This is a genomic window from Aeromonas sp. R10-2 (assembly GCF_040908445.1).
Taxonomy (GTDB): Bacteria; Pseudomonadota; Gammaproteobacteria; order Enterobacterales; family Aeromonadaceae; genus Aeromonas; species Aeromonas veronii.
The window spans coordinates 21,263-46,183 of sequence record NZ_JBFODS010000007.1 but is presented as its reverse complement, the minus strand read 5'-3'; the positions used below and the strand labels follow the sequence as shown (position 1 = coordinate 46,183).

The following is a 24,921-nucleotide window of genomic DNA, read 5'->3' as shown; positions in this document are numbered from 1 at the left end:
CGCTTGATGCGCGTTCTGAGCGTCAGGTTGTTACGCTCGATACGCTGGGTGAATATCTTCCCGGTCAGATGCATCTCGCTCGGCACCTCTCTGGCGTAACTCCCCCAGTCATCAGTGGTGATAAAGCCTATCTGGAACGGAGAAAGCAGGCTCAGCAACCGACGGCATGTCTCATCGTTGCGTGGGCCAAAGGTATATGCCACGACGCGTTTTCTCTTGGTATCAAAGGCATACCAAAGCCAATGTCGATGCTGTTTGTTGCCGACATAGGCCCATTGCTCATCAAGTTCGCAGATAAGCGCCACGTCATCGAGCACCACCTTTTCGGAGGTTACTTGCCTTGGGGTGAGTTTTTTAGGGCGCGTATGACAGTGTTGATGCCAATCTTGAGCACGCGAGCAGTATCACGAACACCTGAGCCGTTGAACGCCATATCAACAATCTTGTCTTTGACGCCAGGCTTGCGGGCTTCATAGGTGTAGGTGAGCTGAAACACGTGCGGACAGACGGGGCAACGATAGCGAACATGGCCAGCAGGGGTCTTACCATGGCGATATACGTGGTCAGAGTTACAACGAGGACAGTGGACGGTGATGGATGCCATGAAGCTGTCGGTCTCAAAAGAGTTCATCATATCAACTCAACCGATCGGATGCATCACCGGCAATTGGATACCACTGGATGACCAGAAAGTTTATCGTATTGCCTCCAATACTTATATCGCGGCAGGTAAGGACGGCTATAACAGTCTGCTCAAGCGTGAAGACTTACCCAACAAAGGGGACTACGTTGACTCGGGCATAGGTGAAAATGAAATGTTTATGGAATATGCAGAAGCACAAGGAAATCTCACTGCCCTACCCTACCGTCACCTACTACAAACCTTGATATCTAAGCTAGCAATCAAATTCAACGGCGCCTGAGGGCGCCGTTTTTATGGCATACTCCCCAGCCAGCCATGCCCGAGGAGATGATTTGATGGCCAAGTACGACAAGATTTCCCCCGAGACCCAGCAGGAGGCGATGAAAATTGCCCGTGCCAACCAGAAGCCGGGGCAGACCAAGGAGCAGACCCAGCTTATCGCGCAAGGGATCCAGAAAGGCATCGACGAGTACAAGAAGCAGATGAAGGCGCGGGCCCGTGAAGCGAGCCGCCAGAAAAAATTGCAGGCCAAAGCCAGGCAGCCACAGGGCGCGCCACAAACCGAGGAACAAGACGATCAGCTGGAGCTGGTTGAAGTAAGCCATCAGCATCCCCTGCCCTGGATATTGCTGGTGCTGAGCTGGCTGGGATTTGCTGCAGCCTGGTTCTGGTTGCACTAAGAGTGCGCTAGCAAACCTTTATCCGAGATCCTCTTCACAGCCCGGGCCCGGGCTGCTGGTGATTACCTGCGAAGAGTGGTTAAATCCCGCGCCTCTTGCACCGGACAATCGGTTTTTTGACGATCAGTTTTCAGGAAAGATGTTATGAACCCCGCTCCGCTCTATCTGCTGGCCCCTTTTGTTCTGTTCCTTGTGACCATGCTGCTCTATCGCATTTCGCCGCTGCGGGCGGTCGCCGCCGGTGGGGTACGCTGGTTTATCCTCCCCGCCTTCACCCTGTTTATTTTACTGATCATCATCAATGGAGCCGCCGATCCCACCCTGCGCGATCCGGCATTCCACTGGTTGATGCCGGGCCTTGGCTTTGCCCTGAGCCTGTTTCCGGCCCTACCCAAGGCGCTGGTGCCACGGCTCGCGATCAAGGAGGGGGCCTTTGCCGCCCTCGGTCTGATGCTGATGAGCCTGGCCATGGTCTACTGACCGACTGGCACAGCCGTTAGCATGGCTCAAGGGGCGCTCTGTGACGGGCGCCCCTTGTACAAACAATGGCCTGCAGGCATCTTGGTGACAGGATAACCAGCAAGGAGGCCAAATGGACAATCCGCCCGATTTCATGGCGCTGTGGGATTATCAGGATCCCGCCGCCAGCGCCCTGCGTTTTCACACCCGTCTTCCCGAAGCGCGCGCCGCTGCCGACCTGCAACTCGAACTGGAGTTGCTGACCCAAATTGCCCGCACCCACTCGCTGCAGCGCCAGTTTGCCGAAGCCCATCAGCTGCTCGACGAGATAGCGCCTCGCCTCACCGACAAAACCCCCAGAGCCTGGATCCGGGCCCTGCTGGAGCGAGGCCGCACCTTTAACTCGGCGGGCGACAAAGCCAGAGCCAAACCGCTGTTTGAACAAGCCTGGCAATGGGGGCTCAAGGAGAAGGAGACCTATCTCGCCATCGACGCCGCCCACATGATCGCCATCGCTGCGCCGCTGGAAGAGCAGAGCCGCTGGCATCAACTGGCAATGGAGCTGGCGGAACGCAGCAGTGACGAGAAGGTGCGTGGCTGGCTGGCTCCCCTTTACAACAATCAGGGCTGGACCCTGTTCGAATTGGGCCGCTTTGATGAGGCGAAAATCCAGCAACAGAAGTGCCTGGCCTGGCATCTGCAGCATAACCAGCCGGCCAAGGCGTTTATCGCTCGCTGGAGTCTGGCTCGCCTGACTCGGGCCCAGGGTCAGCACCAGCAGGCGCTGGCAGAGCTGCACCTGCTCAAGGCCGATATGGCCGAGGCTGGCGAACCTGAGGATGGTTATCTGTTCGAGGAGCTGGGGGAGAATGCCTTGGTGCTGGACGATCCGCTGGCCGCGGAATACTTCTCCCGCGCCTGGTTTCTGCTGTCACAGGACCGCTGGTTCAGCGCCAACGAGGGGGAACGACTGGCCCGCCTCAAGCGCCTCGCCAAACTCTGATCCCCAAAATAGCAAGGGCGGCACGCTAGCCGCCCTTTCTGCTGGCAAGATGGTTCAGGCCCGATTGGACTCCTCCCACCCCTGCTTTTTACGGTAAATGGTGGAGGGGCTGATCTCGAGCAGGGCCGCCGCCTTGGGAATATTGCCGTCACAGCTGGCGATGGCCTGTTCAATCACCTCTTTTTCCACCAGCCAGAGCGGACGAATTGGCCCGTTGGCCACACCGGTGGCGGCCGGAGCCGATGCCACCGCTGCCGCAATCGCAGTCGGTAGCTGGGGACGAACCCCATTGAGCGGTGGCGGCAGAATATCCGGGCTCACCAGCTCCTTGTCATTGAGCACCACGATATTGCGTACCACGTTTTGCAACTCGCGTACGTTGCCGGGCCAGGGGTAGTCGAGCAGCACTCGCGCCGCCTCGACATCAAAATCCTTGAAGCGTTTGTTCTCCTCCTTGGCGTAGCTCTGCAGCAGGGTACGCGCCAGCAGCAGTATATCCTCACCCCGCTCCCGCAGCGGCGGCAGGGTAAGCGGAATGACGTGGAGCCGATAGTAGAGATCCTCGCGAAAACGGCCCGCTTTTACCTCGACCAGCGGATCCCGGTTGGTGGCGCAGATAAAGCGCACATCCACCGTCTCGAGCTTGCCGCTGCCGACCCGCTGCACGGTCCCGGTCTGAATAAAGCGCAGCAGCTTGCTCTGCAGGTCGAGATCCATCTCGCAGATCTCGTCGAGAAAGAGGGTACCGCCATCGGCAAGACTGGCTGCCCCTTTGCGATCCCCCTGGGCGCCGGTAAAAGAGCCCTTCACATGACCGAAGATCTCGCTCTCCATCAGATCGTGGGGAATGGCGGCGCAGTTGAGGGCAATAAAGGGCTGTTCGCTGCGGGGACTGCACTGGTGAATCGCCTCGGCACACACCTCTTTGCCGGTGCCGCTCTCGCCAGTGATAAAGACGGTCGCCTTGCTGGGCGCCGCGCTCTCGATGATGCGATAGACCGCCTGCATCGACATGGAGGCACCGATAAAACCGAAAAACGAGCTGCGTTCGAAATTCTCCCGATAGTGGGCAACCAGCGAGCTCAACTGCTGGTGTTTCAAGGCATTGCGAACGGTGGCGCAGAGCCGCTTGCTGTCAAACGGCTTGGTCAGAAAATCGAAGGCACCGAGGCGCATCGCCTCCACCGCCACATCTACCGAGCCGTGGGCGGTGATCACCACCACAGAGCAGGGCAACTGCTGTTCGGTGATCATTTGCAGAATATCCATACCGGACATATCCGGCAGCTCCAGATCCAGCAGCACCACGGGGGGAGGGCTTGCCAGCAACTGCGCCAACGCCTGCTGACCGCAGTCGGCCAGCACCACCTCGTACCCCTCCTGGCGCAAGTACTGTTCATAGACCACCGCCAGACTACGGGTATCTTCCACCAGCAGGACACGCGATTTATTTTCAGCCACTGGACTCATCCTTGTATTTGATTCTGCGATCTATTTTGCCTTATTTTCGCGCGCAAACCCAACGCCAAGACAGCTCTGTTATCCCGCGATTGCAGGGAATACACAAGTAAAAACGGCTCCTTAAGGAGCCGTTTTTCACTACAAGAAAAGATTACTTCTTGGCATCGTCTGCAGTCGGCTTCTCGATAGCCAGCAGCTCAACGTCAAACACCAGTACGGCATTCGCCGGGATGGAGCCTGCACCGTGCTCGCCATAGGCCAGCTTGGACGGCAGGAAGAACTTGAACTTGGAGCCAACCGGCATCAGCTGCACACCTTCGGTCCAACCCGGGATAACCTGGTTGAGCGGGAAGGTAGCCGGCTCGCCGCGATCGACGGAGCTGTCGAACTTGGTGCCATCGGTCAGGGTACCGGTGTAGTGAACCTTGACGATGTCGGTAGATTTCGGCTTGGCGCCAGTGCCCATCTTCTCGACCACGTATTGCAGGCCGGATTCAGTGCTCTTAACACCCTCTTTCTTGGCGTTGGCAGCCAGGAACTCTTCGCCCTTCTTCAGATTCTCAACGGCGTCTTTCTCGGCCTTGGCCTTGGTCAGCTCGTTGATCTTGGCGTCGTAATCCTGCAGTACCTTCTGGATCTCTTCATCAGTCATCTTGGCTTCTTTGCCCAGACCGTCAGTCACCCCTTTCAGGATCACGGCGTTGTCCAGTTTGATGCCCAGTTCCTGCTGACGCTCCAGGGTATTGGCGATGTAACGACCCATGGAGAGGCCAATTGCGTAGCCAGATTGCTCTTCAAAGCTCTTGGCTTCGGCCTTGGTCGCCTCTGCCGGCTTGCTGGCTTCTGCCTTCACTTCGGCGGTATTGGCCGCAGCAGGCTTCTCGTCTTTTTGGCAAGCAGTCAGACCGACGGCAACGGCCGCCGCCAACAGGGACACCTTCAGAAATTTGTTCATCAGTTTCTCCAAACTCCAAATACCGCTCTCGGTTCCATCGTGAAATGAGAGGTTTATCGTGATAAGCGCCTTATACTAACGCCGTGATCGCAGGTAACAAAAGCGTGAGACCGCAAAAATGATAAAAAGTGCCATTTATCTGGTGAGCCTCTGTTTAATGCTCACCGGTTGCGAGCAGAGCTCCCAACCCAACCAGCAAATGACCCTCGCCAGCACGGGTCTGCTGACCGCAGATCTCTCCAGTGATGGCAAGCAAGCCATCGTCTCCAGCATCAGCCAGGGCATCATCGTCTGGGATCTGGAACAGAACCGTCAACGCTGGCGCTGGAAGCAATCCGACTCGGCGGATGATCTGGTATTCATTACCCGCTTTTCCGAAGGCAACAGCCATGCCGTCACCGCCACCCCCGACACCTTTGCAACCTGGCGGCTGAGCGACGGGCAATCACAAGGCTACTACTCACTTCCTGAATCCAGGCTGAGGGACATCGCGCTCTCTGCCGACGGTCGTTATGTGCTGATCGGGCGGGAAGATGGCAAGGCCGAGTGGCTCGATACCCGAAGCGGTCGTCGCCTGCAGTTTCTGGGGCACACCGAACAGGTCAATACGGTGGATCTCTCCGCCAACGGTCGCTACGCCCTGACCGGCGGCAACGACTACAGCGCCTATCTGTGGGATACCCGTAGCGGGCAGGTGATCTGGCGCTTCAACCATGGTGGCCGGGTGATCATGGCCAGACTAGAGCCGAGCGGCCGCTACGCCTTCACCGCCGACAGCAGCCGGGCCAGCATCTGGGATCTGAAAACCGGCAAGGAGGTGAGTCAGCTGCAATATGATCACCGCTTCGAGGTCTACACCAGCGCCCGCTTTGCCAACGATGGCAAGTGGCTCATCACTGGCGCCCCTTCCCGTCAGCTCTCCCTGTGGCAAGTGAGCGATGGTGCCCTGCTGCAGAGCTGGCGCGTCTCGCCGCAACCCAAGGTGAAACCGCCCAGCGCAGTGGTCTACGGCGTCGCTTTGCGCGACAATAGCCACCTTGTCAGTGCCAGCTCCAGTGGTCTGGCCGAAATCTGGACAATCAAGTAAGGACCCGAAGGCCCATGAGTCAGCAACTTAACGATCGCATCGAAACCCTGGAAACCCGTCTCGCCTATGCGGAATACACCATAGAGCAGCTCAACGACGAGGTGACCACCCAGGGCCGTGAACTCGATCGGCTCAAATACCAGATCCAGCTGCTGATCGACAAACTGCAAAGCGTACAACCCAGCCAGATTGCCAGCATGGCCGAAGAAACCCCGCCGCCGCACTATTGATGGGTGCGCAATCAACAAGCTGTCTGCTCAAGACCAATAAAAATCCGAAACCGGCTAAACCGGTTTCGGATTTTTTTATCCAAATGCTCTGACAGCTGCGACTCGGCGCTTCAGAATCAGCCCGCGTTAACCTTTGTAGATCTTGGGGTTAAACACATCCCGCAGCCAGTCACCCAGCAGGTTGATGACCAGCACCAGCACCACCAGACAGATGCCTGGGAAGGCGGTGATCCACCAAGAGCCGGAGAAGATGTAGTTGAAGCCGACGCTGATAAGCGAACCGAGCGAGGGCTGATCAACCGGCATCCCCAGACCGAGGAAGGAGAGTGCAGCTTCACTCATGATGGCGTTGGCCACCTGCACAGTGGAGATCACCAGAATGGGCGACAGGCAGTTGGGCAGAATGTGGCGGAACATGATGCGCGGGGCGCGGAACCCCATCACCTTGGCCGCTTCCACATACTCCTTCTTCTTCTCCGCCAGCACAGAGGCGCGCACAGTACGGGCGTACTGCGGCCACTCGGCGATACCGATGATCACCACCAGCATCATGATGGCAAACTTCGAGTAAAACTCGGAGCCAAAGGTTGCCTGAAAGATGGCGGAGATGATGATCGCCACCATCATGGTGGAGAACGACAGCTGCACATCGGCAAAGCGCATCAGCAGGTTGTCGATACGACCACCGAAATAACCGGCAATCAGACCGATGACGATACCGAGCACCAGCTGCAGCGCCACCGCAAACAGGCCGATGGTGAGGGAGATACGGGCGCCATAGAGGATGGTGCTCCAGATATCCCGCCCCTGGTTGTCGGTGCCGAGCCAGAAGCGCTCCTCGCCACCTTCGAGCCAGGAGGGGGGCAACTCGGCATCCATCAGATCAAAACTGGTCTGGTCATAGACGTTGTGCGGGGCGAGCCACGGGGCCAGCAGCGCCGCCAGCACAAATACCACGAACACCGCAAAGCTGAACATGGCTACCTTGTCCCGCAGGAAGTAGTAGACGATGTCAGAGTTCTTGAATCGTGCCCAACGGCTTGGGCTTGCAGTTACAGCATTAGTCATGCGCTTACCCCTTGGCAGTCAGGTTAACGGTCGGGTTGATCAACCCGTAGAGCAGGTCGACTAGGGTATTGGTCACCACGAAGATCAATCCCACGAAGATGACGTAGGCGGTGATGAGGGGCGTATCGACCCGGTGGATCGCCTCGAGGAACAGGAAGCCGGTGCCCGGCCACTGGAACACGCTCTCGGTCAGAATGGTGTAGGCCACCATGGTGCCGATCTGCACCCCACCGACGGTAATGACCGGCAGCATGGTGTTCTTCAGAGCGTGCTGATAGTAGACCTTGTTGTTGTCCAGCCCCTTGGCGCGGGCAAACTTGACGTATTCGGAGGAGAGCTGCTCCAGCATCTCGGAGCGCACCAGCCGGATAAACAGCGGCAGCATGATGGAAGAGAGCGACACCGCCGGCAGGATCAGGTGCAGGATGCCGTCCCAGGTGAAGAAGCCCGACTCCCAGCCCAGCAGGTTACGGGTCTCGCCGCGGCCATAGGCAGGCAGCCAGCCCAGCTGGATGGAGAAGAGGTACATCAGCATGATGGCGGTCAAAAATACCGGTATCGAGATGCCGATACTGCTCCCCGCCATGATGATCTTGGTGGGAATGCTGCGCGGGCGGATCGCCGAATAGACACCAAGTGGAATGGAGACCACCACGATGATGAGCGCGGCAGCAAACACCAGCTCAAGGGTAGCCACCAGCTTGTCGAGGATCACCTCGAGAGCGGGTCGCTTGAAGAAATAGGAGGTGCCCAAATCCCCATGCACCGCATTTTTCAGAAAGCGGCTGTATTTGATGAGGAAGGGATCGTTGAGGCCCATCTTCTCGCGTAACTCGTGACGCTGGGCTTCGGAGACGGATTGTCCCACCAGCTCGCGCAACGGGTCACCCAGGTTGTCCTGGATGGAGAAGGCGACCAGGCTGATGACGAACATCACTATCACGGCCTGATAGAACCGTTTCAGCAGGAATGTAAACATGCTTGTCCTTCTACGTGGCCTGTGTCGTGGCACAGGCTTCTGTTAGTGGGCGGAGTGACCAGCTGACCACCCCGCCCCGTCCTTCCTTAGCGCTTCTCTTACTTGCTGACCACCAGGTCACCCAGGTAAGGGAAGTTCATCACGTTGACCACCGGCTTGATGTCGACGTTTTTCTTGGCGCCATAGGCCAGATCTTCCCAGTGCAACGGCACGTAGGCAGCATCTTCGATCAGCATGGCTTCGACCTTCTTCAGCATCTCAGCACGCTTGGCCGGATCGGTCTCGGCGTTGGCATCCATCACCAGCTTGTCAGCTTCGGCGTTGGCGTAACCGGCACAGTTGTACTGGCCCATACCGGTCTTGGCATCCTTGGTGAAGGTCAGGAACTCGAAGAAGTTCGCGGTATCTTCGGTGTCGGAGTGCCAGCCGATCAGCTGCATGTCCGCGGCGCACTTGTCAAACTCGGGCCAGTACTGGGCCACCGGCATGGTCTTCAGATCCACCTTGATGTTGATCTTGGCCAGCATGGCGGAGACAGCCTGGGCAATCTTGACATCGTTGACGTAGCGGGCAGCTGGGGAGATGAAGGTCATCTTGAAGCCTTTCTCGTAACCGGCCTCTTTCATCAGCTCCTTGGCCTTGGCCAGATCATACTGGGGTACCAGCGCCTCGTTGTGACCGGCATAGCCTTTCGGGCTCAGTTGGCCCGCTGGGGTACCGAAGCCCTTGTTGATCTTCTCGACGATGCCCACCTGGTTGATGGCGTAGTTGATCGCCTGACGTACACGCTTGTCTTTCAGTGCCGGGTTGGTGTTCTGGTTCAGCTCGATGATGATGGCGCGGGTACCGGACAGGGTGACCAGCTGGGAGTCCTTGCCATTCTTCACGCGCTCCAGATCGTTCGGCGCAACCGGATAGATCATGTCCACGTCGCCACCCAGCAGGGCTGCAACACGGGTCGCATCTTCCTTGATGGGCACCACGGTCAGGTTCTCGACGTTACCCTTGGAGGCTTTGTCCCAGTAGTTGGCGTTGCGGGCATAATCCAGCTTCACACCCTGCTCGCGGAACTTGACGGTGAACGGGCCAGTACCGGAGACGTGGGTAGAGGCGTAGGAGTCGCCGTTTTTGACGATCTCGGCCTTGTCTTTGCCCGCTTCGGTCTTGCCGGTGTAGAACTTGGAGTCCATCGGGAAGATGTAGGTGACGGTCTGCAGCACCAGCGGGAACGGCTTGGCGGTGACGAGATCCACGGTGTAGTCATCGACCTTCTTCACTTCGCTGATGGGATCGAAGATCGCCTTGAAGTCGACGGAGGATTTCAGGCGGTTGACGGTCCACACCACGTCGGCGGCGGTGAAGTCGTTACCGGAGTGGAACTTGACCCCTTTGCGCAGGTGGAAGCGGACGGTCTTGTCATCGACACGCTCGAACTTCTCGGCCAGACGGGGCTCGAACTGCAGGTCCTGGGTGTAGCGCATCAGAGGATCGAATACCAGGTGCGACATCTCCAGGGTCTGACCGGAGAGCTGCTCCTGCGGATCCAGCGAAGTGGCGTCAGAAGCGACACCCACCTTGATATCAGCGGCTGAGACACTGAAGGCGAAACCGGCGGCAAACAGCGCCAGGGCAATCTTGGACAATCCTTTCTTCATCTTGTTCTCCATGCTTTTGGCTTTCTTATGACACTTTTTTTGACAAGCAGACCGGCGCACCGGCGCTCTCCTAGCTTGCGATTTCCAGCCCCTCGCGGGACATTCCCTTGAACTCCGGCATGAGGGAGATCAGCTTGCGGCTGTACTCATGCTCGGCATTGGTAAAGAGTTTCTCGGTCTCGGCCACTTCCACCAAATGGCCGTGCTGCATCACCCCGATGCGGTCGCACATCTGGCGGATCACCGGCAGATCGTGGCTGATAAACAGCATGGTGAGCTTGAGCTCCTGCTGCAGATCCTTGAGCAGGTTGAGGATCTGGGCCTGCACCGACACATCCAGCGCCGAGGTCGGCTCGTCGCAGATAAGGAAGCGCGGGCGAGTGGCCAGGGCGCGGGCAATGGAGATGCGCTGGCGCTGACCGCCGGAGAACTCGTGGGGATACTTGACCCCGGCACCACGACCAAGACCCACGTGATCCAGCAGATCGCCGACAATCCCCTCAATCTGGCTCTCACTGCTCGCCAACTGATGGAAGCGGATCGGCTCGGCAATGATGTCGCGCACCTTCATCCGCGGGTTCATCGACGAATAGGGGTTCTGAAACACCATCTGCATCTGGCGACGCAGCGGGCGACGCTCGCGCTCGCTCTTGAGAGCGGTCAGATCGATCCCCTCAAAGAAGATTTTGCCGGTATCAGGCGGATAGAGACCGGTGATGGCGCGGGCAATAGTCGATTTGCCGGAGCCGGACTCCCCCACCAGACCGAAGGTTTCACCCTCGAAGATCTCGAAGCTGATGTTGTTGCAGGCGCGCACATATTGGCGGCGGCTCGGGAAGATAGAGTCCTTGGTGACGAATTTCAGATCGACGTTATCCACCCGCAGCAGCGCCCCTTCATAGGCACGCTCGTCCTGACTCTGGCCGAGCCAGTGGGTCTTGAGGTCGATATTGGTATCCGGCGCACTGGCATCCTCGATATAGGAGACCAGCGGGAAACGCACCAGCTTCACATCGGAGCGGGGTACCGCCGAGATGAGGCTGCGGGTATAGGGGTGATTGGGGCTGCCCAGCACCTGTTCGGTCAGGCCGAACTCCACCAGATCGCCGCGATACATCACCGCCACCTTGTCGGTAACGTTGGAGACTACCCCCATGTCGTGGGTCACCAGCATGCAGCCCACCTGACGCTCTTTGCAGAGGGCGCGGATAAGCTGGAGGATCTGATCCTGAATGGAGACGTCCAGCGCCGTGGTCGGCTCGTCGGCGATGATCAGCTCCGGATCGCAGGAGAGCGCGATGGCGATAACCACCCGCTGACGCATGCCACCGGAGAACTGGTGCGGATACTGTTTGATGCGCAGCTCCGGCTGCGGAATACCCACCGCCCCCATCAGCTCCAATGCCTTGGCAAAAGCGGCTTCGCGAGAGAGGTCGGTATTGGCCAGAATGGTCTCCACCAGCTGATGCTCAACGGTGAACAGCGGGTTGAGGGAGGTCATGGGGTCCTGGAAGATGAACCCGATACGGGAGCCACGGATGGCCCGCATCTCATTCTGGCTCTTGCCGGAGATGAGCTCGCCATTGAGATAGATATCGCCACGGGCGATGCGACCCGGCGGGCTCAGGAGATCGATAACGGCGTTGCCGATGGTGGACTTGCCGGCACCGGATTCACCGACCACCCCGACAATCTCACCCTTTTCGATAGAGAAAGAGAGATCCTTCACCGCGGCCAGCACCCCGTAGCGGGAGGGGTACTCGATCCGCAAGTTCTTTACTTCGAGCAAGGACATGTTTACCTCTGCGGGGGACATCCGTCCCAAATAATTCGTCCGTAAATCAGCCGCAGATGCCGGTTGTTACCTCGGGCAATATTTGCTCAATCCATGAGGCAGCGAAACCAGCGATCCGGGCGGGTTTTTTGCATTTTTTTGGAATAACCCGCGAGTAACTTAGACGGTTTGACCACGGGTGTAAATGATTGAGTTATACAATTCCGCAATGTTTTGTGCAGATAACCACCAATTCGGCAGAGATAAATGATGATTTTCATCACACAAATGGCCGGTGCGTCCGTACATCTATTGGTATCATTACTTTAATTTCAACAACAACGCAACAAGCAGCATTTATCACTATTTCCAAAACAATCACCAGCCCCGAATGAGTAGTGAATATTTATGTGAAATGGATGATAAACGGCAGCATATGCCGATGAATGAAAATTAAGCAGATATAAATCGGGGGATGCCAGAACGGTCATCCCCCGGAAGGTGGCTCTCAACCGAGCCAGAATGCCAGTAATTGCATACAAAACAGGGCGAACAGGCCGGCGATCAGATCGTCCAGCATGATGCCCAGGCCACCGTGGATCCGGCGATCAAACCAGGAGATGGGCCAGGGCTTGAGCACATCAAACAACCGGAACAGCGCGAAGCCCGCCACCACCCACTCCCAGCCGTCTGGCGCGGCGATCATGGTGACGCCAAAACCGATCACCTCGTCCCAGACGATGGCGCCGTGATCCGGCATACCGATGGCATCGGTGGCGCTCTGGCAGATACGAATACCGACCACAAACCCCACCGCCAGCAAGGCGATAAACCAGTGGGTCGGCAGCCCGCTCACCAGCAGGTAGAGCGGAATGGCCGCCAGGGTGCCCATGGTGCCCGGCGCCTTGGGGCTGAGACCGGAACCAAACCCCACCGCCAAAAAATGAAGCGGATTTTTCAGATCCAGTCGTTTCAGCTCGGGCTTTATCCTGAACAAACTCATGCGAAGTGATCCCACCCTTTCAGTTGCAGCTCGACCGCTTGGTCGCCACGCAGGTAGTCGATGCCCGGCTCGCCCGCCACGATGCGGCCGATGCGGCTGAACTTGACCCCGCTGTGGGCCAGCGCCGTATCGAGCGCGCCGCGGTACTCCTCCGGTACGGTAAAGCAGAGCTCGTAGTCATCGCCACCGGCCAGCGCCAGTTGCCACGCCTCCTGCTCGCTCACCGCATCCTGCAGCACCGGCGAGAGCGGCAGCAGATCGAGATCGATCTGGGCCCGCACGCCGGAGGCCTTGAGGATATGGCCGAGATCCGATGCCAGACCATCGGAGAGATCCAGCGCACTCCCCGCCAGCCCGCGCAGCGCCTGACCGGCCAGAATGCGGGGATGGGGATGGTCGAGCCGTGGCAGCACAGCAGCCAGCTGGTTCTCGTTGAGGGTGCGTTTGCCCAGCAGGTGGGAGAGCGCCAGCGCGGCATCCCCCAAAGTGCCGGTGACATAGATGCCGTCACCGGCTTTGGCGCCGCTGCGCATCAGGGCGCGACCGGCAGGCACCGATCCCTTCACCGAGATGGTGATGGAGAGCGGCCCGCGGGTCATGTCTCCGCCCACCAGCGCCACATTGTAGTACTCGGCCAGCTCCAGAAACCCTTCGGCAAAACCGGCGACCCAACCTTCGTTGATGGCAGGCAGAGTCAGCGCCAGCGATACCCAGCGCGGCTCGGCCCCCATGGCGGCGAGATCGGAGAGATTGACCGCCAGCGCCTTGTAGCCGAGATCCACCGGATCCATGTCGGGAAAGAAGTGTACGCCGCTCACCAGAGTGTCGGTGCTCACCGCCAGCTGGGTATCGGGGGGCAGGGTCAGCAGGGCACAGTCATCTCCAGGGCCCATCACCACGTCCTTGCGGGCGTGGGGGACCTTGAAGTACTTATCAATCAGCTCAAATTCACCCATACAGTAAAAAGCCAGCAATAAGCTGGCTCCTCTCTTAGATGCTGACGGACAGCAGGATCAACGCTTGTTCAGCGACTTGATCACCTTGTCCAGTACACCGTTGACAAACTTGTGGCTGTCATCGGCAGCAAAAGCTTTGGCCAGCTCGATCGCTTCGTTGATGACCACGCGCGGCGGTACATCATCACGACGGGTCAGCTCATAGGTCGCCAGACGCAGGATCGCCTTGTCCACCATGTCCACTTCTTCCAGCGGACGGGAGAGGAAAGGTGCAAACACCTTGTCCAGCTCGCTGCAGTGGAGGGCTACCCCGAACAGCAGATCGCGGAAATAGTTCAGGTCTACACCCTTGGTGTCCTGATCGATCTTGAACTGCTCTTCGATGTCACCCACGTTAGCCTTGGTCATCTGCCACTGGTAGATGGCCTGGGTGGCGCAATGGCGGGCTTTACGGCGCTCAGACGGTTTCAATGTACTTCTCCTCGTTACACGTCCAGTTCTTTCAGGACGTTGATCATTTCGAGCGCTGCCAGTGCAGCCTCTGCACCCTTGTTACCCGCCTTGGTACCTGCACGCTCGATGGCTTGTTCAATGTTTTCAGTGGTCAGCACACCGAAGGCAACGGGAATTTCATATTCCATCATTACCTGGGCCATGCCCTTGCTGTTCTCGTTTGCCACCAGGTCGAAGTGGTAGGTGCCGCCACGGATGACAGTACCGACCGCCACGATGGCATCGTATTGACCACTCTTGGCCAGCTTCTTGATGACCAATGGCATTTCAACCGCGCCCGGCACTTTTACCAGTGTCAGGTTGCTGTCCTGCACTTGACCTTGACGCTTCAGTACGTCCACCGCGCCGTTCACCAGACTGTCGTTGATGAAGCTGTTGAAACGGGCAACAACAATAGCAACGCGCGCCTCAGGAGCGGCGATATTTCCTTCGATAACCTTCATTGGAAATCCTGTATCTGTGCAATCAAAAGGGCCGGAGTCAAAAGTGCGCACATTCTAGCACAACAGACCCACGACAAAAACCATGGCCGCAATAGACGGCCATGATCGCGATGTAACCAGTCCTGCGCACTTACTCGCCGGTGAATTCCACGACTTCCAGATCGAAACAGCTCGGAAGGGGATGGTACTTCTCTGGTAGAACGTTACTCGCCGATGTACTCAACCACTTCCAAACCGAAACCACCCGGAAGGGGATGGTACTTCTCTGGTGGAGCTTTACTCGCCGACGTACTCAACCACTTCCAGACCGAAACCACCGAGGGCATGGTACTTCTTCGGTGAGCTCAACAGGCGCATCTTGCTTACGCCAAGGGCCTTGAGGATCTGGGAACCGACGCCCACCCGGCGCGAGGTGCCCTGCCACTTGGCTCCTTCCGGCGCCAGCCCCTTGTCGGCGGCTTCAAAACCCTTGACCCGGGCCAGCAGCTCGGCGCCATGGGATTCCGCCCCCAAAATCACCAGCACCCCGCCTTCGCTGGCAATGCGGGCCATGGATTTGGGCAGCGGCCAGCTGCGGGCGGCGTGGCGGTCGGTCAGCAGCAGATCGCTCAGCACATCGTGCAGATGAACCCGCACCAGGGTTGGCTGGTCGGCCTGCACCTCACCCTTTTTCAGGGCGAAGTGAACCTGATTGTCGATGGTGTCGCGGAAGGTGATGAGGTCGAACTCGCCAAACTCGGTCGGCAGCTTGCACTCGGCCACCTTCTCGACCGTGGTCTCGTGCTGGTTGCGGTACTCGATAAGGTCGGCGATGGTGCCAAGCTTGATGCCGTGCTCCTCGGCGAAGATCTCCAGGTCAGGACGGCGCGCCATGGTGCCATCCTCGTTGAGGATCTCGACGATGACGGCGGCCGCCTCGAAACCGGCCAGACGGGCCAGATCGCAACCCGCTTCGGTGTGACCGGCGCGGGTCAGCACGCCGCCATCCTGTGCCATCAGCGGGAAGATGTGGCCCGGCTGCACGAGATCGGCCGCTTTGGCATTGGGCGCCACAGCCGCCTGCACGGTCACCGCGCGATCCGCGGCGGAGATGCCTGTGGTCACCCCTTCTGCCGCCTCGATGGAGACGGTAAAGGCGGTGGAGAACTGGGCATTGTTGCGATCCACCATCAGCGGCAGCGCCAATTGCTTGCAGCGATCCCGGGTCAATGTCAGGCAGATGAGGCCACGGCCGTAGCGGGCCATGAAGTTGATATCCTCCGGACGGACGCAGGAGGCGGCCATGATGAGGTCCCCTTCGTTCTCCCTGTCTTCGTCATCCATCAGGATCACCATCTTGCCAGCCTTGATATCGGCAATGATTTCCTGGGTTGTGCTCAGCGCCATGGGCTACTCCATCAGTGTGCTTGGGGGTTGAGCCCGCAGGCTCAACGCAAATGCGTGTGTATGTTGCTCTAGATTGGGGCTAGCGGCTCCATTTCAATCAGAGCGGGATCACAGAAAATCGTTTTGGTGGCCAGACTCAGCGCACACCGTCAGAGAAAACCGGCCTTGGCCAGCGTCTCCATGGTCAGGGTCGAGGCGCTGCTCTCCTGACTTTTCCCCATCATCAGCCGCTCCAGATAGCGGGCGATCTGATCCACCTCGAGGTTGACCTTGTGGCCCGGCTTCCAGCTGGCGATGGTGGTCTCCTGCGCGGTGTGGGGCACGATAGTCAGGCGGAAAAGGTCCCCCTGCACCGCGTTGACGGTGAGGCTGATACCATCCACCGCAATGGAGCCTTTCTCGGCGATATAGCGGGAGAGCTCCCCCGGCGCCTTGATCCAGTACTCGATGGCGCGGCCGCTGCTGGAGACGCTTTTCACTTCCCCTACTCCGTCTACGTGGCCGGAGACCAGATGGCCGCCGAGGCGGGAGGTGGGCATCAGCGCCTTCTCGAGGTTGACCCGATCGCCCACTCTGGCGGCGGCAAAACCGGTACGGGAGAGGGTTTCCAGCGACACGTCGGCGGTATAGCTCTTGTCGCCGAGCGCCACGACGGTGAGGCAGACGCCGTTGGTGGCAATGGAGTCGCCCAGCTTGACGTCGCTAAAATCCAGGCCCGGGGCGTGCACGGTGAGGGCCATGTCGTCGCCCTGACGGCGCAGTTCTGCCAGGGTTCCCACCGCTTCTATAATTCCGGTAAACATGCAGATCACCTTGCTGATGACGGGGACTGATTATGCCCCCTTGAACATTGATAAATCAGGCTATTTTGGCGGTAATGCGAATATCCGGCCCCACCATGCGCACATCCTTGATGGCGAGCTTGGGCGCCTGGAACAGCCGGGTCAGGCCAGGCAGATGGAACAGACCGCGTCCCTCGTCGCCCATCAGTTTGGGCGCCTGATAGAGCACCAGCTCATCCACCAGCCCTTTTTCCAGCAGGGCGCCGCAGAGCCGCGGGCCCGCCTCGACCAGCACCGAGTTGACGTTCTGCTTGGCCAGCAGCATGAAGAGGCTGACCAGATCCAGCTTGCCATCCAGCAGCGGCAGCTCCAGCTGCTGCACCCACTCGGGCCACTCGCCGGACGCCTTGTGACGGGCCAGCAGCACCGGGCTCTCGCTCTGGAACAGAGGCAAGTCGGGTGTGAGGCGGTTTTGCGAATCGACGATAACCCGCAGCGGCTGGCGCAGGGTCTCCTTGGGATAACTTACCTTGACCGAGGGGGGCAGCTCGTCCCAGCGCACGGTCAGGGAGGCACCATCGGCCAGCACGGTTTCAGCGCTGGAGAGCACCGCATCGTGGCGGGCCCGCAGCCGTTGCACGTCACGGCGCGCATCCGGGGAGGTGATCCACTGGCTCTCGCCGCTCGCCATGGCGGTGCGGCCATCGAGGCTGGCCCCCAGCTTGACGGTCACCCGCGGGAAGGCGGTACGCATCCGCTTGAAAAAGCCCGGGTTGAGCGCCTCGGCTTCGCTCGCCAGCAGGCCGAAATCTGTCTTGATCCCCGCTTCGGAGAGCATGCGCAGGCCACGTCCGCCCACCTGGGGATTGGGATCGACCATGGCCGCCACCACCCGGGCCACGCCAGCGTTGATCAGCGCCTCGGCGCAGGGGGGAGTACGACCGTGGTGGGAGCAGGGTTCGAGGGTTACATAGGCGGTGGCGCCGCGGGCGTTGTCACCGGCGGCGCGCAGGGCGTAGACCTCGGCATGGGGCTCGCCCGCCTTCTGATGCCACCCTTCGCCAACCACCACGCCATCCTTGACCAGCACGGCGCCGACGCAGGGATTGGGGGCCGTGGTGTAGCGGCCGCGGCGGGCCAGTTCGAGGGCCCGACTCATCCATTGGTAATCATCTTGACTAAACATTCGGGCTCCTTTGACAACACATCTCGACTTTACGCAGTATCGTAGGTTCGATTAGCGCAGCGTAATCGGACGCGGCAACATGGGTGAGAATGGCGGTTTACTTCCCCAGCTTGGCGATCTCTTCGCCGAACTCGCGAATATCTTCGTGTCCTGAGGTAGAGAGGGGCGAAGCGGATATCCACTTGCCCATCCGATACCATCATTTCTCCAATTTGGCGATCTCTTCACCGAACTCGCGAATATCTTCGAAGCTGCGATAGACGGAGGCAAAGCGGATATAGGCCACCTTGTCCAGACTCTTAAGTTCATCCATCACCAGATTGCCCACCAGCTCGGAGGCGACTTCGCGCTCGCCGGTGGCACGCAGGCGGGATTTGATATGGTTGACCGCCTTTTCGATGGCCTCCATGCTCACCGGCCGCTTCTCCAGCGCCCGCAGGATGCCGGCGCGCAGCTTGTCTTCATTAAACGGCTCGCGGGAGCCGTTGGACTTGATGACGCGGGGCATCACCAGCTCGGCCATCTCGAAGGTGGTAAAACGCTCGTGACAGAGCAGACACTCACGACGGCGGCGCACCTGATGGCCTTCTGCCACCAGACGGGAATCGATCACCTTGGTATCAACCGCACTACAGAATGGGCAATGCATCGGACCTCCGGCGTTAATGGAACAGGGACCGGCCCGGCGGGCCAGGATCTAGGTCGGCCAGTGTAGCACGGCCATCCAAAACCGGTAAAAGCCAGAAAAAACAATGCCACCCGCAGGTGGCATTGGTCTCAAACCGGATGGTCTGACTTATCAGCCATAAACCGGGAATCGGCGGCAGATATCCAGCACCTTCTCGCGTACGGTGGCCAGCACGGCATCGTTGTCGTGGTTGTCCAGTACGTCGCAGATCCAGTGGGTCAACTCGATGGACTCGGCTTCCTTGAAACCGCGGCGGGTGATGGCCGGGGTACCAATCCGTACACCGGAGGTGACGAACGGGGAGCGCGGGTCGTTGGGCACGGAGTTCTTGTTGACGGTGATGTTGGCTTTGCCCAGCGCAGCGTCAGCATCCTTACCGGTCAGCTCGCGGCCGATCAGGTCAACCAGCATCAGGTGGTTGTCGGTACCACCGGAGACGATCTTGTAACCGCGCTCGATAAAGGTCGCAGCCATCGCCTTGGCGTTTTTCACGACCTGAGCCTGATAGGTCTTGAACTCCGGCTCCAGCGCTTCCTTGAAGGCCACGGCCTTGCCGGCGATGACGTGCATCAGCGGGCCGCCCTGACCACCCGGGAAGACGGCGGAGTTCAGCTTCTTGTACAGATCTTCGTCGTCCGCGGCGGAGAGGATCAGACCACCGCGCGGACCGGCCAGGGTCTTGTGGGTGGTGGAGGTGACCACGTGAGCGTGGGGCACCGGGTTCGGGTAGACGCCGGCGGCAATCAGACCGGCTACGTGGGCCATGTCCACGAACAGGTAAGCACCGATCTTGTCGGCGATTTCGCGCATGCGGGCCCAGTCGACGATGCCGGAGTAGGCGGAGAAGCCGCCGATCATCATCTTCGGCTTGTGCTCAACGGCCAGGCGCTCCATCTCGTCGTAGTCGATCTTGCCGGACTCGTCGATGCCGTAGGGGATGATGTTGTAAAGCTTGCCGGAGAAGTTGACGGGGGAGCCGTGGGTCAGGTGACCGCCGTGGGCCAGGTTCATGCCGAGCACGGTGTCGCCCGGTTGCAGCAGGGCCATGTAGACGGCGCTGTTGGCCTGGGAGCCGGAGTGCGGCTGCACGTTGGCGTAGGTGGCACCGAACAGCTCTTTGGCGCGCTCGATGGCCAGGGTTTCAACCACATCCACATACTCGCAACCGCCGTAGTAACGCTTGGCCGGGTAGCCTTCGGCGTACTTGTTGGTCAACTGGGAGCCCTGGGCTTCCATGACGCGGGGGCTGGTGTAGTTCTCGGACGCAATCAGCTCGATGTGCTCTTCCTGACGACGGGTCTCGTCTGTGATGGCCTGCCACAGCTCTGGATCATAGCCGGCGATGGTCATGTCACGTTTCAACATCCGTTTCTCTCCTGAAAATCGTTTGCGCGTTAGGTGAAGTGGGCGCGGGCATTGTAACGTGAGCTGGATCAAAGAGACAGTCCAACCACCTAAAAAAATGTTGAATTTATGTTGTAAAAAACAAGATTCCCTCCCCGTTCAATACTCTGGCCGCTCCGCCAAACGGCACATTTTTCATCCCGCCGCGGGCGGGCAAAACCCGAAGGGGATCACAACGCCCTCTTTATCCATCCTGTAACATATTCATTCGAAACAAATTTAATGATGATGGAGCTGATTGCAGCCATGCATCCGAGGGGCTGCACCTAACCGGAGGAGTTCAAGATGGACCATCTGCTGACATTCGTGATCCTGGCTGTCTTTTTTCTGTTCTACTGGGTCTACTACACCAGCCAACGCAAACATCTCCCCACCACCTCGTGGGAGCAGCTCCCCACCAAAGCCGACTATCTGGCGGCCCACCCTGAATCAGTCGATGGCGACATCATCTTCTGTTATCACTGCGGCCACCACGAGTTGCGGGAGGTGGGCATGATGCACCTGACCGATTTTCGCCGGGAATGGGTCTGTGCCAAGTGCAAGCAGGTGCTGTTTCGCGAGAGCGAATAACGGCGCAGGGGCTGGCCCCCTCTGAACGTTGTGCATCGCCAGCAGGGATCAGAACGGCGCATCCCTGTTGGCCGCCAGCCACTGCTGCAACCCGCTCACCGCCGCGTCAAATTGCGCCCCGATTGCCGCAGGATCCCCGCCTCCCGCCTCAAGAGCCGCACAGTGGCTGGCAAATTCGGTCAACCCCAGCGCCAGCGCACTCCCCTTGAGCTTGTGCGCCAGCTGACGTTGCTCACTTCCCTCACCCTGAGCCAACTTATCCAGCAACACCCGCCCTTGCGACTCAAACAGCGCGACCAGCTGACGGATCCGCGCCATGCCGAGCAGGGGCAGATCGGCATCCAGCACCGGATTGGCACACTCGGGGTGGTTAGTTGGGGGCACGGCTACTGATAACTGCACCTGTGGCTCGATAGCGGCGCCCTCTTGCCGAAATAGTTGATCTATGGCGTTCGCCAGCACCGCCAGCCGTACCGGCTTGCCGACAAAATCGACAAACCCGGCGGCAAGGCAGTGGCGGATATCCTCCGGATACATCTGGGCCGAGATGGCGATGGCGGGCAGCGGCCGCTCATGCATCTCCTCGCTGATGGCGGCCAGATCCTCGCGCAGGGTCATACCGTCCATATCGGGCAGATTGATATCGAGCAGCGCCAGCTCGAAGGGGCACTCGGTCACCAGCGCCAGCGCGCTGCGACCATCCTCCGCCAGGGTGACGCGATGGCCGAGGCGGGTCAGCATGCCGTGCGCCACCAGCCGGTTGATCTCGTTATCCTCCACCAGCAGGATGTCGCGGGACTGGCCAAGATGCAGCGGTTGCGCCTCGGCAGGCAGCTGGGCACTCGAGCGCTGCAACGGCAAACTGAAGCTGAATTCACACCCCTTGCCCGGTTCGCTGGCAAGGATAAGCTCGCCCCCCATGGCGGCCACCAGCTTGCGGCTGATCGCCAGTCCCAGCCCGGTGCCGCCCTGATGGCCTATATCACGCTTGCGCTGGCGAAACGCCTCGAACACCGCCTCCTGCTCATCGGCCGGAATGCCGGGGCCGGTATCGCGCACTACGAAGCGGATGCAGGGCTCGGCACAAGGGCCATGACAGACAAGGGGCGCCACCGTCAGGGTAATCTGGCCACGGGCGGTAAACTTGACCGCATTGCCGAGCAAGTTGCCGAGCACCTGGCGCAGCTTGCCCAGATCCCCCTCGACCACAGGCGCCAGCTCGGGCGCATACTCCAGCACCAGGGCCACTCCTCTGGCCGCTGCCTTTGGCCGAAACAACGCGCAGAGCTCATCCACCAGCAGGAACAGGGGGAAGGGCTCACGGCGCGCCTCCACATGGCCCGCTTCTATCTTGGAGTAGTCGAGAATGTCGTTGAGGATCTCCAGCAGGGATTCGCCACTGTGCTCGATGGCGGCCAGATATCGCTGCTGGGTATCGCTCAGGTGGGTATCTTCCAGCAGTGTCAGCCCCCCGAGAATGCCGTTCATGGGGGTGCGGATCTCGTGGCTCATGGTGGCGAGAAACACCGACTTGGCGCGGTTGGCCTGTTCGGCCTCGGCGCGGGCTTGCCGCTGCTTCTCCACCTCCTCATTGAGCCGCTCGTTGGCGTGGCTGAGCTGGCCGGTGCGCTCCTCGACCCGCGACTCCAGCTCGCGCTGATAGCGGCCCAGCTCAACCGCATTGTCACGAAACACCTGCAGGGCCCGACCCAACTCCGCCAGCTCATCGCGCCCGGAGCTGGCGATCGGCTCAAGGGGGGCCAGATCCCCGCGCGCCAACCGGCTCATCCCCGCCACCGCCCGTTGCAGCGGCCAGACGATCCGGCCATAGACCATGCGCCACATCAACAGCATCAGCAGTAGCAGGGTGAGCAGGCCAATGGCCATCAACGCCTGCTCCAGCAGCCTTAGGCGCTGGCTTAGCGCCTGCTGGCTCTGCCCCAGCGAATCGCGGGCACGGCTGACCAGCTCTCCGACCTGCTGGTTGAGACTGCTCATCAGGGCTTCATTGGCATTGGCCAGCACCCGCAGCGCCTCCCCCTTGCCGAGCCAGTCGCTGCGCAGTTGCACCAACTTGTCGCTCTGCGCCAGCACGGTCAGCGCCTGCTCCACCGCCTGCCGGCGGGCCGGATCGGTCACAGCCCCGGCCCGCAGTTGCAAGATGGCCAACTCCCGCTGCCCCTCTTGCAATAGCGTTTGCAACTGTTCCTGCCGTTCGCTGCGCCACATCTCTTCGATGCGCTGCTGCTGCATCAGGGTGCGATGACGCAGCTCGGTCATCTGCTCCAGCCAGTCGAGATCCTGCTCCAGCAGGCGGTCCAGCGTCCGGGCCGCCTGCGCACCTTGCTGTTGGTAGAGGGAACCCAATCCCGCCACCATCACGGTTTCGGCGTTCTCCATCTGGCTGCGCGCCAGCTCGGCGATCTGTCCGGCCGCCGCCACCAGACGGGCCCGCTGCGCTTCACCCTGCGCCATCAGGGTCAACCGCTCCCCCACCAGCCAGCCCTGCTGGCCCAGATTGCCGATGATGCTCTGACTGAGCTGATCGAGGCTTGTTGAACCCTGCCCACGGCCGAGTTGCGCCAGCACCTGTTGCAGTTGTTGCCCCTGCAGGGTGAGCAAGCGTCCCTGATGCTCCCGCTCCTGCTCGCTGGTTGCGGTGGCCAGCAGCCGTGACGCGCTCTGGATCTCGCCGCTGAGGCGAGAGAGCGTGCGGGCCAGCTCCTGATCGGCCAACGTCTGCTGCACCCCTTGCTCCAGCTGGCGCAGATGGCTAAGCCCCACCCAGCCCAGCAGGGAGGCACTCAGTGTGAGTAATGCCATCAGGGAGAAGGCCAGCAGCAACTTGCCACCCAGGCCGGAAAAGATTCTCACGGGAAGTCCCTTGGTTGTGGTCGGCTTTGACCGGATAATATGACCCAACACTTTAACAAAACCCCTGACCATGCGAAGCGTCTATCTCTCCCCGTTGTTGCTGATCTGGTTGCTAATGCTTCCCCGCGCCGCCCTCGCCTTTGCGGTCGATATCTGGCCCGGCGGCGAATTCAGCGGCCAGCCGGTGCGCCAGCAGTGGCCGGAATCCGCCGCCGCAACCAAACCGCTGACCCTCTGTGCCCTCTACCCCCATCTGCGCGACGCCTACTGGCTTTCGGTCAATCAGGGCATGGTTGACGAGGCGAAGCGGCTGGGAGTCAAGTTGCAGATCCACGAAGCGGGGGGGTACGGCGCCCTCGCCGAGCAGCGCCAGCAGTTGCAACGCTGCGTGCAGGAAGGGAGCGACGCCATCTTGCTCGGCGCGGCGAGCTATCAGGGCTTGCGCGAGGCCATCAAGGTCACGCCGCTGCCGGTCTTTGGGCTGGTCAACGATCTGCCCAACGGTCTGGTGCAGGCGAAGGTGGGGGTCTCCTGGTACCAGATGGGCTGGCAAATCGGCCACTGGCTGGCGCAGCGTCACCCCGCCGGCAGCAAACCGGTCTTGGTCGCCCTCTTCCCCGGCCCGCAGGCGAGCGGCGGCAACAACTTCGTCGAGCCGGGCTTTGCCGACGCCATCAAGGGGAGCGCCATCAAACTGGTCACTACCGAGCGCGGCGACAACAGCCGGGAAATCCAGCGCACGCTGGTGCAGCAGACGCTGGCCCGCTATCCCGACCTCGACTATCTGGTGGGGGGCGCCATCGCCGCCGAAGTGGCGGTCAACGAGCTGGCGCAGCGCCATCTCGACAGGCCCCAGGTGCTGAGCACCTACTTCAGCCACGGCGTACAGCGGGGCTTGCGCCGGGGCAAGATCCTGGCCGCCAACAGCGATCAGATGCGGCTGCAGGGGCGCCTTGCGGTCGCTCAGGCGGTCTGTCTGCTGCAACACCCTGATGCCAATGCCGAGCAGTGCCCTCGGGTGATGGGGCCACCCATTCTGACGCTGTCTGCACCGCTGGCCGACCCCGCCGATTCCCTCTCGGATGGCGCTTTTCGTCCCGTCTATCGGGTCGAATAGCCGTT

Annotated in this window: 24 protein-coding genes and 1 pseudogene; 8 read left to right on the top strand and 17 right to left on the bottom strand. The window is 60.0% G+C overall.

Annotation, left to right across the window (positions count from 1 at the left end; all coding sequences use genetic code 11):
* Positions 1–621, bottom strand: a pseudogene (locus tag AB5Y97_RS00670) (IS1 family transposase); the annotation flags it as partial.
* Here AB5Y97_RS00670 and AB5Y97_RS00665 point away from each other — a divergent pair.
* The 4 genes from AB5Y97_RS00665 (at position 603) to AB5Y97_RS00650 (ending at position 2,785) form a co-directional block, all read left to right on the top strand.
* Positions 603–923, top strand: a complete 321-nt coding sequence (locus tag AB5Y97_RS00665) for a 5'-nucleotidase C-terminal domain-containing protein (protein WP_234920499.1) — start codon at positions 603–605, stop codon at positions 921–923. The pseudogene AB5Y97_RS00670 and the gene AB5Y97_RS00665 overlap by 19 nt on opposite strands.
* 55 nt (positions 924–978) lie before the next feature.
* Positions 979–1,323 (top strand): DUF2956 domain-containing protein, encoded by a 345-nt coding sequence (locus AB5Y97_RS00660; protein ID WP_005349520.1) that lies wholly within the window; start codon positions 979–981, stop codon positions 1,321–1,323.
* 144 nt (positions 1,324–1,467) lie between these two features.
* A complete protein-coding gene (locus AB5Y97_RS00655) occupies positions 1,468–1,803 on the top strand; it encodes a hypothetical protein (protein WP_005335280.1) in 336 nt (111 codons plus the stop codon).
* A gap of 112 nt (positions 1,804–1,915) precedes the next feature.
* On the top strand, positions 1,916–2,785 hold the full coding sequence (locus tag AB5Y97_RS00650) for a tetratricopeptide repeat protein (RefSeq protein ID WP_201945767.1): 870 nt from the start codon (positions 1,916–1,918) through the stop codon (positions 2,783–2,785).
* Positions 2,786–2,839: 54 nt separating this feature from the next.
* Here AB5Y97_RS00650 and AB5Y97_RS00645 read toward each other — a convergent pair whose 3' ends face one another.
* Together AB5Y97_RS00645 and fkpA are read right to left on the bottom strand one after the other, a co-directional pair.
* Positions 2,840–4,246: a sigma-54 dependent transcriptional regulator gene (locus AB5Y97_RS00645; protein WP_100654426.1), complete on the bottom strand. Its 1,407-nt coding sequence runs from the start codon at positions 4,244–4,246 to the stop codon at positions 2,840–2,842.
* Positions 4,247–4,397: 151 nt separating this feature from the next.
* Positions 4,398–5,201, bottom strand: coding sequence for an FKBP-type peptidyl-prolyl cis-trans isomerase (gene fkpA, locus AB5Y97_RS00640; RefSeq protein WP_005335283.1), 804 nt, complete (start codon positions 5,199–5,201; stop codon positions 4,398–4,400).
* A 118-nt stretch (positions 5,202–5,319) separates the two neighbouring features.
* Between fkpA and AB5Y97_RS00635 the strand changes: the two genes are divergently transcribed.
* Complete coding sequence (locus AB5Y97_RS00635; RefSeq protein WP_043820853.1) at positions 5,320–6,288, top strand: vegetatible incompatibility protein HET-E-1; 969 nt, start codon at positions 5,320–5,322, stop codon at positions 6,286–6,288.
* A 14-nt stretch (positions 6,289–6,302) separates the two neighbouring features.
* Positions 6,303–6,518 (top strand): SlyX family protein, encoded by a 216-nt coding sequence (locus tag AB5Y97_RS00630; protein WP_005335285.1) that lies wholly within the window; start codon positions 6,303–6,305, stop codon positions 6,516–6,518.
* 126 nt (positions 6,519–6,644) lie between these two features.
* On the opposite strand, the gene AB5Y97_RS00625 is transcribed toward AB5Y97_RS00630, so the two are convergent.
* The 13 genes from AB5Y97_RS00625 to glyA all read right to left on the bottom strand — a co-directional run bounded on the left by AB5Y97_RS00625 (position 6,645) and on the right by glyA (position 20,316).
* On the bottom strand, positions 6,645–7,586 hold the full coding sequence (locus AB5Y97_RS00625; protein WP_019445927.1) for an ABC transporter permease: 942 nt from the start codon (positions 7,584–7,586) through the stop codon (positions 6,645–6,647).
* 4 nt (positions 7,587–7,590) lie between these two features.
* Entirely contained in the window at positions 7,591–8,565 is a 975-nt protein-coding gene (locus AB5Y97_RS00620) for an ABC transporter permease (protein WP_005349514.1), read from the bottom strand.
* Between the two features lie 98 nt (positions 8,566–8,663).
* On the bottom strand, positions 8,664–10,220 hold the full coding sequence (locus tag AB5Y97_RS00615; RefSeq protein WP_368157054.1) for an ABC transporter substrate-binding protein: 1,557 nt from the start codon (positions 10,218–10,220) through the stop codon (positions 8,664–8,666).
* 70 nt (positions 10,221–10,290) lie between these two features.
* Positions 10,291–12,015 carry a dipeptide ABC transporter ATP-binding protein gene (locus AB5Y97_RS00610; RefSeq protein WP_368157052.1) on the bottom strand — a complete coding sequence of 575 codons (1,725 nt, stop codon included), beginning with the start codon at positions 12,013–12,015 and terminating at the stop codon, positions 10,291–10,293.
* 487 nt (positions 12,016–12,502) lie between these two features.
* Complete coding sequence (locus AB5Y97_RS00605; RefSeq protein ID WP_201945773.1) at positions 12,503–12,997, bottom strand: phosphatidylglycerophosphatase A; 495 nt, start codon at positions 12,995–12,997, stop codon at positions 12,503–12,505.
* Positions 12,994–13,953: a thiamine-phosphate kinase gene (gene thiL / locus AB5Y97_RS00600; RefSeq protein WP_201945774.1), complete on the bottom strand. Its 960-nt coding sequence runs from the start codon at positions 13,951–13,953 to the stop codon at positions 12,994–12,996. The genes AB5Y97_RS00605 and thiL overlap by 4 nt, the downstream gene beginning before the upstream one ends.
* Positions 13,954–14,010: 57 nt before the next feature.
* Positions 14,011–14,424, bottom strand: coding sequence for a transcription antitermination factor NusB (gene nusB, locus AB5Y97_RS00595; RefSeq protein WP_005343514.1), 414 nt, complete (start codon positions 14,422–14,424; stop codon positions 14,011–14,013).
* 14 nt (positions 14,425–14,438) lie between these two features.
* The gene (ribE, locus tag AB5Y97_RS00590) at positions 14,439–14,909 is read right to left on the bottom strand and encodes a 6,7-dimethyl-8-ribityllumazine synthase (RefSeq protein ID WP_005338866.1); all 471 of its coding nucleotides are present in this window, start codon (positions 14,907–14,909) and stop codon (positions 14,439–14,441) included.
* A gap of 276 nt (positions 14,910–15,185) precedes the next feature.
* Positions 15,186–16,295 (bottom strand): bifunctional 3,4-dihydroxy-2-butanone-4-phosphate synthase/GTP cyclohydrolase II, encoded by a 1,110-nt coding sequence (gene ribBA, locus AB5Y97_RS00585; protein ID WP_201945776.1) that lies wholly within the window; start codon positions 16,293–16,295, stop codon positions 15,186–15,188.
* 149 nt (positions 16,296–16,444) lie between these two features.
* Positions 16,445–17,098 carry a riboflavin synthase gene (locus tag AB5Y97_RS00580; protein WP_005349507.1) on the bottom strand — a complete coding sequence of 218 codons (654 nt, stop codon included), beginning with the start codon at positions 17,096–17,098 and terminating at the stop codon, positions 16,445–16,447.
* Positions 17,099–17,153: 55 nt separating this feature from the next.
* Positions 17,154–18,263 (bottom strand): bifunctional diaminohydroxyphosphoribosylaminopyrimidine deaminase/5-amino-6-(5-phosphoribosylamino)uracil reductase RibD, encoded by a 1,110-nt coding sequence (gene ribD, locus AB5Y97_RS00575; protein ID WP_201945777.1) that lies wholly within the window; start codon positions 18,261–18,263, stop codon positions 17,154–17,156.
* Between the two features lie 199 nt (positions 18,264–18,462).
* Positions 18,463–18,912: a transcriptional regulator NrdR gene (gene nrdR / locus AB5Y97_RS00570; protein ID WP_005338880.1), complete on the bottom strand. Its 450-nt coding sequence runs from the start codon at positions 18,910–18,912 to the stop codon at positions 18,463–18,465.
* A gap of 150 nt (positions 18,913–19,062) precedes the next feature.
* Positions 19,063–20,316, bottom strand: coding sequence for a serine hydroxymethyltransferase (gene glyA / locus AB5Y97_RS00565; RefSeq protein WP_368157049.1), 1,254 nt, complete (start codon positions 20,314–20,316; stop codon positions 19,063–19,065).
* A 324-nt stretch (positions 20,317–20,640) separates the two neighbouring features.
* On the opposite strand from glyA, the gene AB5Y97_RS00560 reads away from it, so the two are divergent.
* The gene (locus tag AB5Y97_RS00560) at positions 20,641–20,925 is read left to right on the top strand and encodes a hypothetical protein (RefSeq protein WP_201945778.1); all 285 of its coding nucleotides are present in this window, start codon (positions 20,641–20,643) and stop codon (positions 20,923–20,925) included.
* 48 nt (positions 20,926–20,973) lie between these two features.
* Here AB5Y97_RS00560 and torS read toward each other — a convergent pair whose 3' ends face one another.
* Positions 20,974–23,799 carry a TMAO reductase system sensor histidine kinase/response regulator TorS gene (torS, locus tag AB5Y97_RS00555; RefSeq protein WP_201945779.1) on the bottom strand — a complete coding sequence of 942 codons (2,826 nt, stop codon included), beginning with the start codon at positions 23,797–23,799 and terminating at the stop codon, positions 20,974–20,976.
* A gap of 70 nt (positions 23,800–23,869) precedes the next feature.
* Between torS and torT the strand changes: the two genes are divergently transcribed.
* Complete coding sequence (gene torT, locus AB5Y97_RS00550; RefSeq protein WP_368157046.1) at positions 23,870–24,916, top strand: TMAO reductase system periplasmic protein TorT; 1,047 nt, start codon at positions 23,870–23,872, stop codon at positions 24,914–24,916.
* The last annotated feature ends 5 nt before the right edge of the window (positions 24,917–24,921 follow it).

What these genes read in the sequence shown, in the direction of transcription:
- AB5Y97_RS00665 (WP_234920499.1), top strand. Translation starts at nt 603, where the DNA reads ATGAAGCTGTCGGTCTCAAAAGAGTTCATCATATCAACTCAACCGATC.
- AB5Y97_RS00660 (WP_005349520.1), top strand. Translation starts at nt 979, where the DNA reads ATGGCCAAGTACGACAAGATTTCCCCCGAGACCCAGCAGGAGGCGATG.
- AB5Y97_RS00655 (WP_005335280.1), top strand. Translation starts at nt 1,468, where the DNA reads ATGAACCCCGCTCCGCTCTATCTGCTGGCCCCTTTTGTTCTGTTCCTT.
- AB5Y97_RS00650 (WP_201945767.1), top strand. Translation starts at nt 1,916, where the DNA reads ATGGACAATCCGCCCGATTTCATGGCGCTGTGGGATTATCAGGATCCC.
- fkpA (WP_005335283.1), bottom strand. Translation starts at nt 5,201, where the DNA reads ATGAACAAATTTCTGAAGGTGTCCCTGTTGGCGGCGGCCGTTGCCGTC.
- AB5Y97_RS00635 (WP_043820853.1), top strand. Translation starts at nt 5,320, where the DNA reads ATGATAAAAAGTGCCATTTATCTGGTGAGCCTCTGTTTAATGCTCACC.
- AB5Y97_RS00630 (WP_005335285.1), top strand. Translation starts at nt 6,303, where the DNA reads ATGAGTCAGCAACTTAACGATCGCATCGAAACCCTGGAAACCCGTCTC.
- AB5Y97_RS00625 (WP_019445927.1), bottom strand. Translation starts at nt 7,586, where the DNA reads ATGACTAATGCTGTAACTGCAAGCCCAAGCCGTTGGGCACGATTCAAG.
- AB5Y97_RS00620 (WP_005349514.1), bottom strand. Translation starts at nt 8,565, where the DNA reads ATGTTTACATTCCTGCTGAAACGGTTCTATCAGGCCGTGATAGTGATG.
- AB5Y97_RS00615 (WP_368157054.1), bottom strand. Translation starts at nt 10,220, where the DNA reads ATGAAGAAAGGATTGTCCAAGATTGCCCTGGCGCTGTTTGCCGCCGGT.
- AB5Y97_RS00610 (WP_368157052.1), bottom strand. Translation starts at nt 12,015, where the DNA reads ATGTCCTTGCTCGAAGTAAAGAACTTGCGGATCGAGTACCCCTCCCGC.
- AB5Y97_RS00605 (WP_201945773.1), bottom strand. Translation starts at nt 12,997, where the DNA reads ATGAGTTTGTTCAGGATAAAGCCCGAGCTGAAACGACTGGATCTGAAA.
- thiL (WP_201945774.1), bottom strand. Translation starts at nt 13,953, where the DNA reads ATGGGTGAATTTGAGCTGATTGATAAGTACTTCAAGGTCCCCCACGCC.
- ribE (WP_005338866.1), bottom strand. Translation starts at nt 14,909, where the DNA reads ATGAAGGTTATCGAAGGAAATATCGCCGCTCCTGAGGCGCGCGTTGCT.
- ribBA (WP_201945776.1), bottom strand. Translation starts at nt 16,295, where the DNA reads ATGGCGCTGAGCACAACCCAGGAAATCATTGCCGATATCAAGGCTGGC.
- AB5Y97_RS00580 (WP_005349507.1), bottom strand. Translation starts at nt 17,098, where the DNA reads ATGTTTACCGGAATTATAGAAGCGGTGGGAACCCTGGCAGAACTGCGC.
- ribD (WP_201945777.1), bottom strand. Translation starts at nt 18,263, where the DNA reads ATGTTTAGTCAAGATGATTACCAATGGATGAGTCGGGCCCTCGAACTG.
- nrdR (WP_005338880.1), bottom strand. Translation starts at nt 18,912, where the DNA reads ATGCATTGCCCATTCTGTAGTGCGGTTGATACCAAGGTGATCGATTCC.
- glyA (WP_368157049.1), bottom strand. Translation starts at nt 20,316, where the DNA reads ATGTTGAAACGTGACATGACCATCGCCGGCTATGATCCAGAGCTGTGG.
- AB5Y97_RS00560 (WP_201945778.1), top strand. Translation starts at nt 20,641, where the DNA reads ATGGACCATCTGCTGACATTCGTGATCCTGGCTGTCTTTTTTCTGTTC.
- torT (WP_368157046.1), top strand. Translation starts at nt 23,870, where the DNA reads ATGCGAAGCGTCTATCTCTCCCCGTTGTTGCTGATCTGGTTGCTAATG.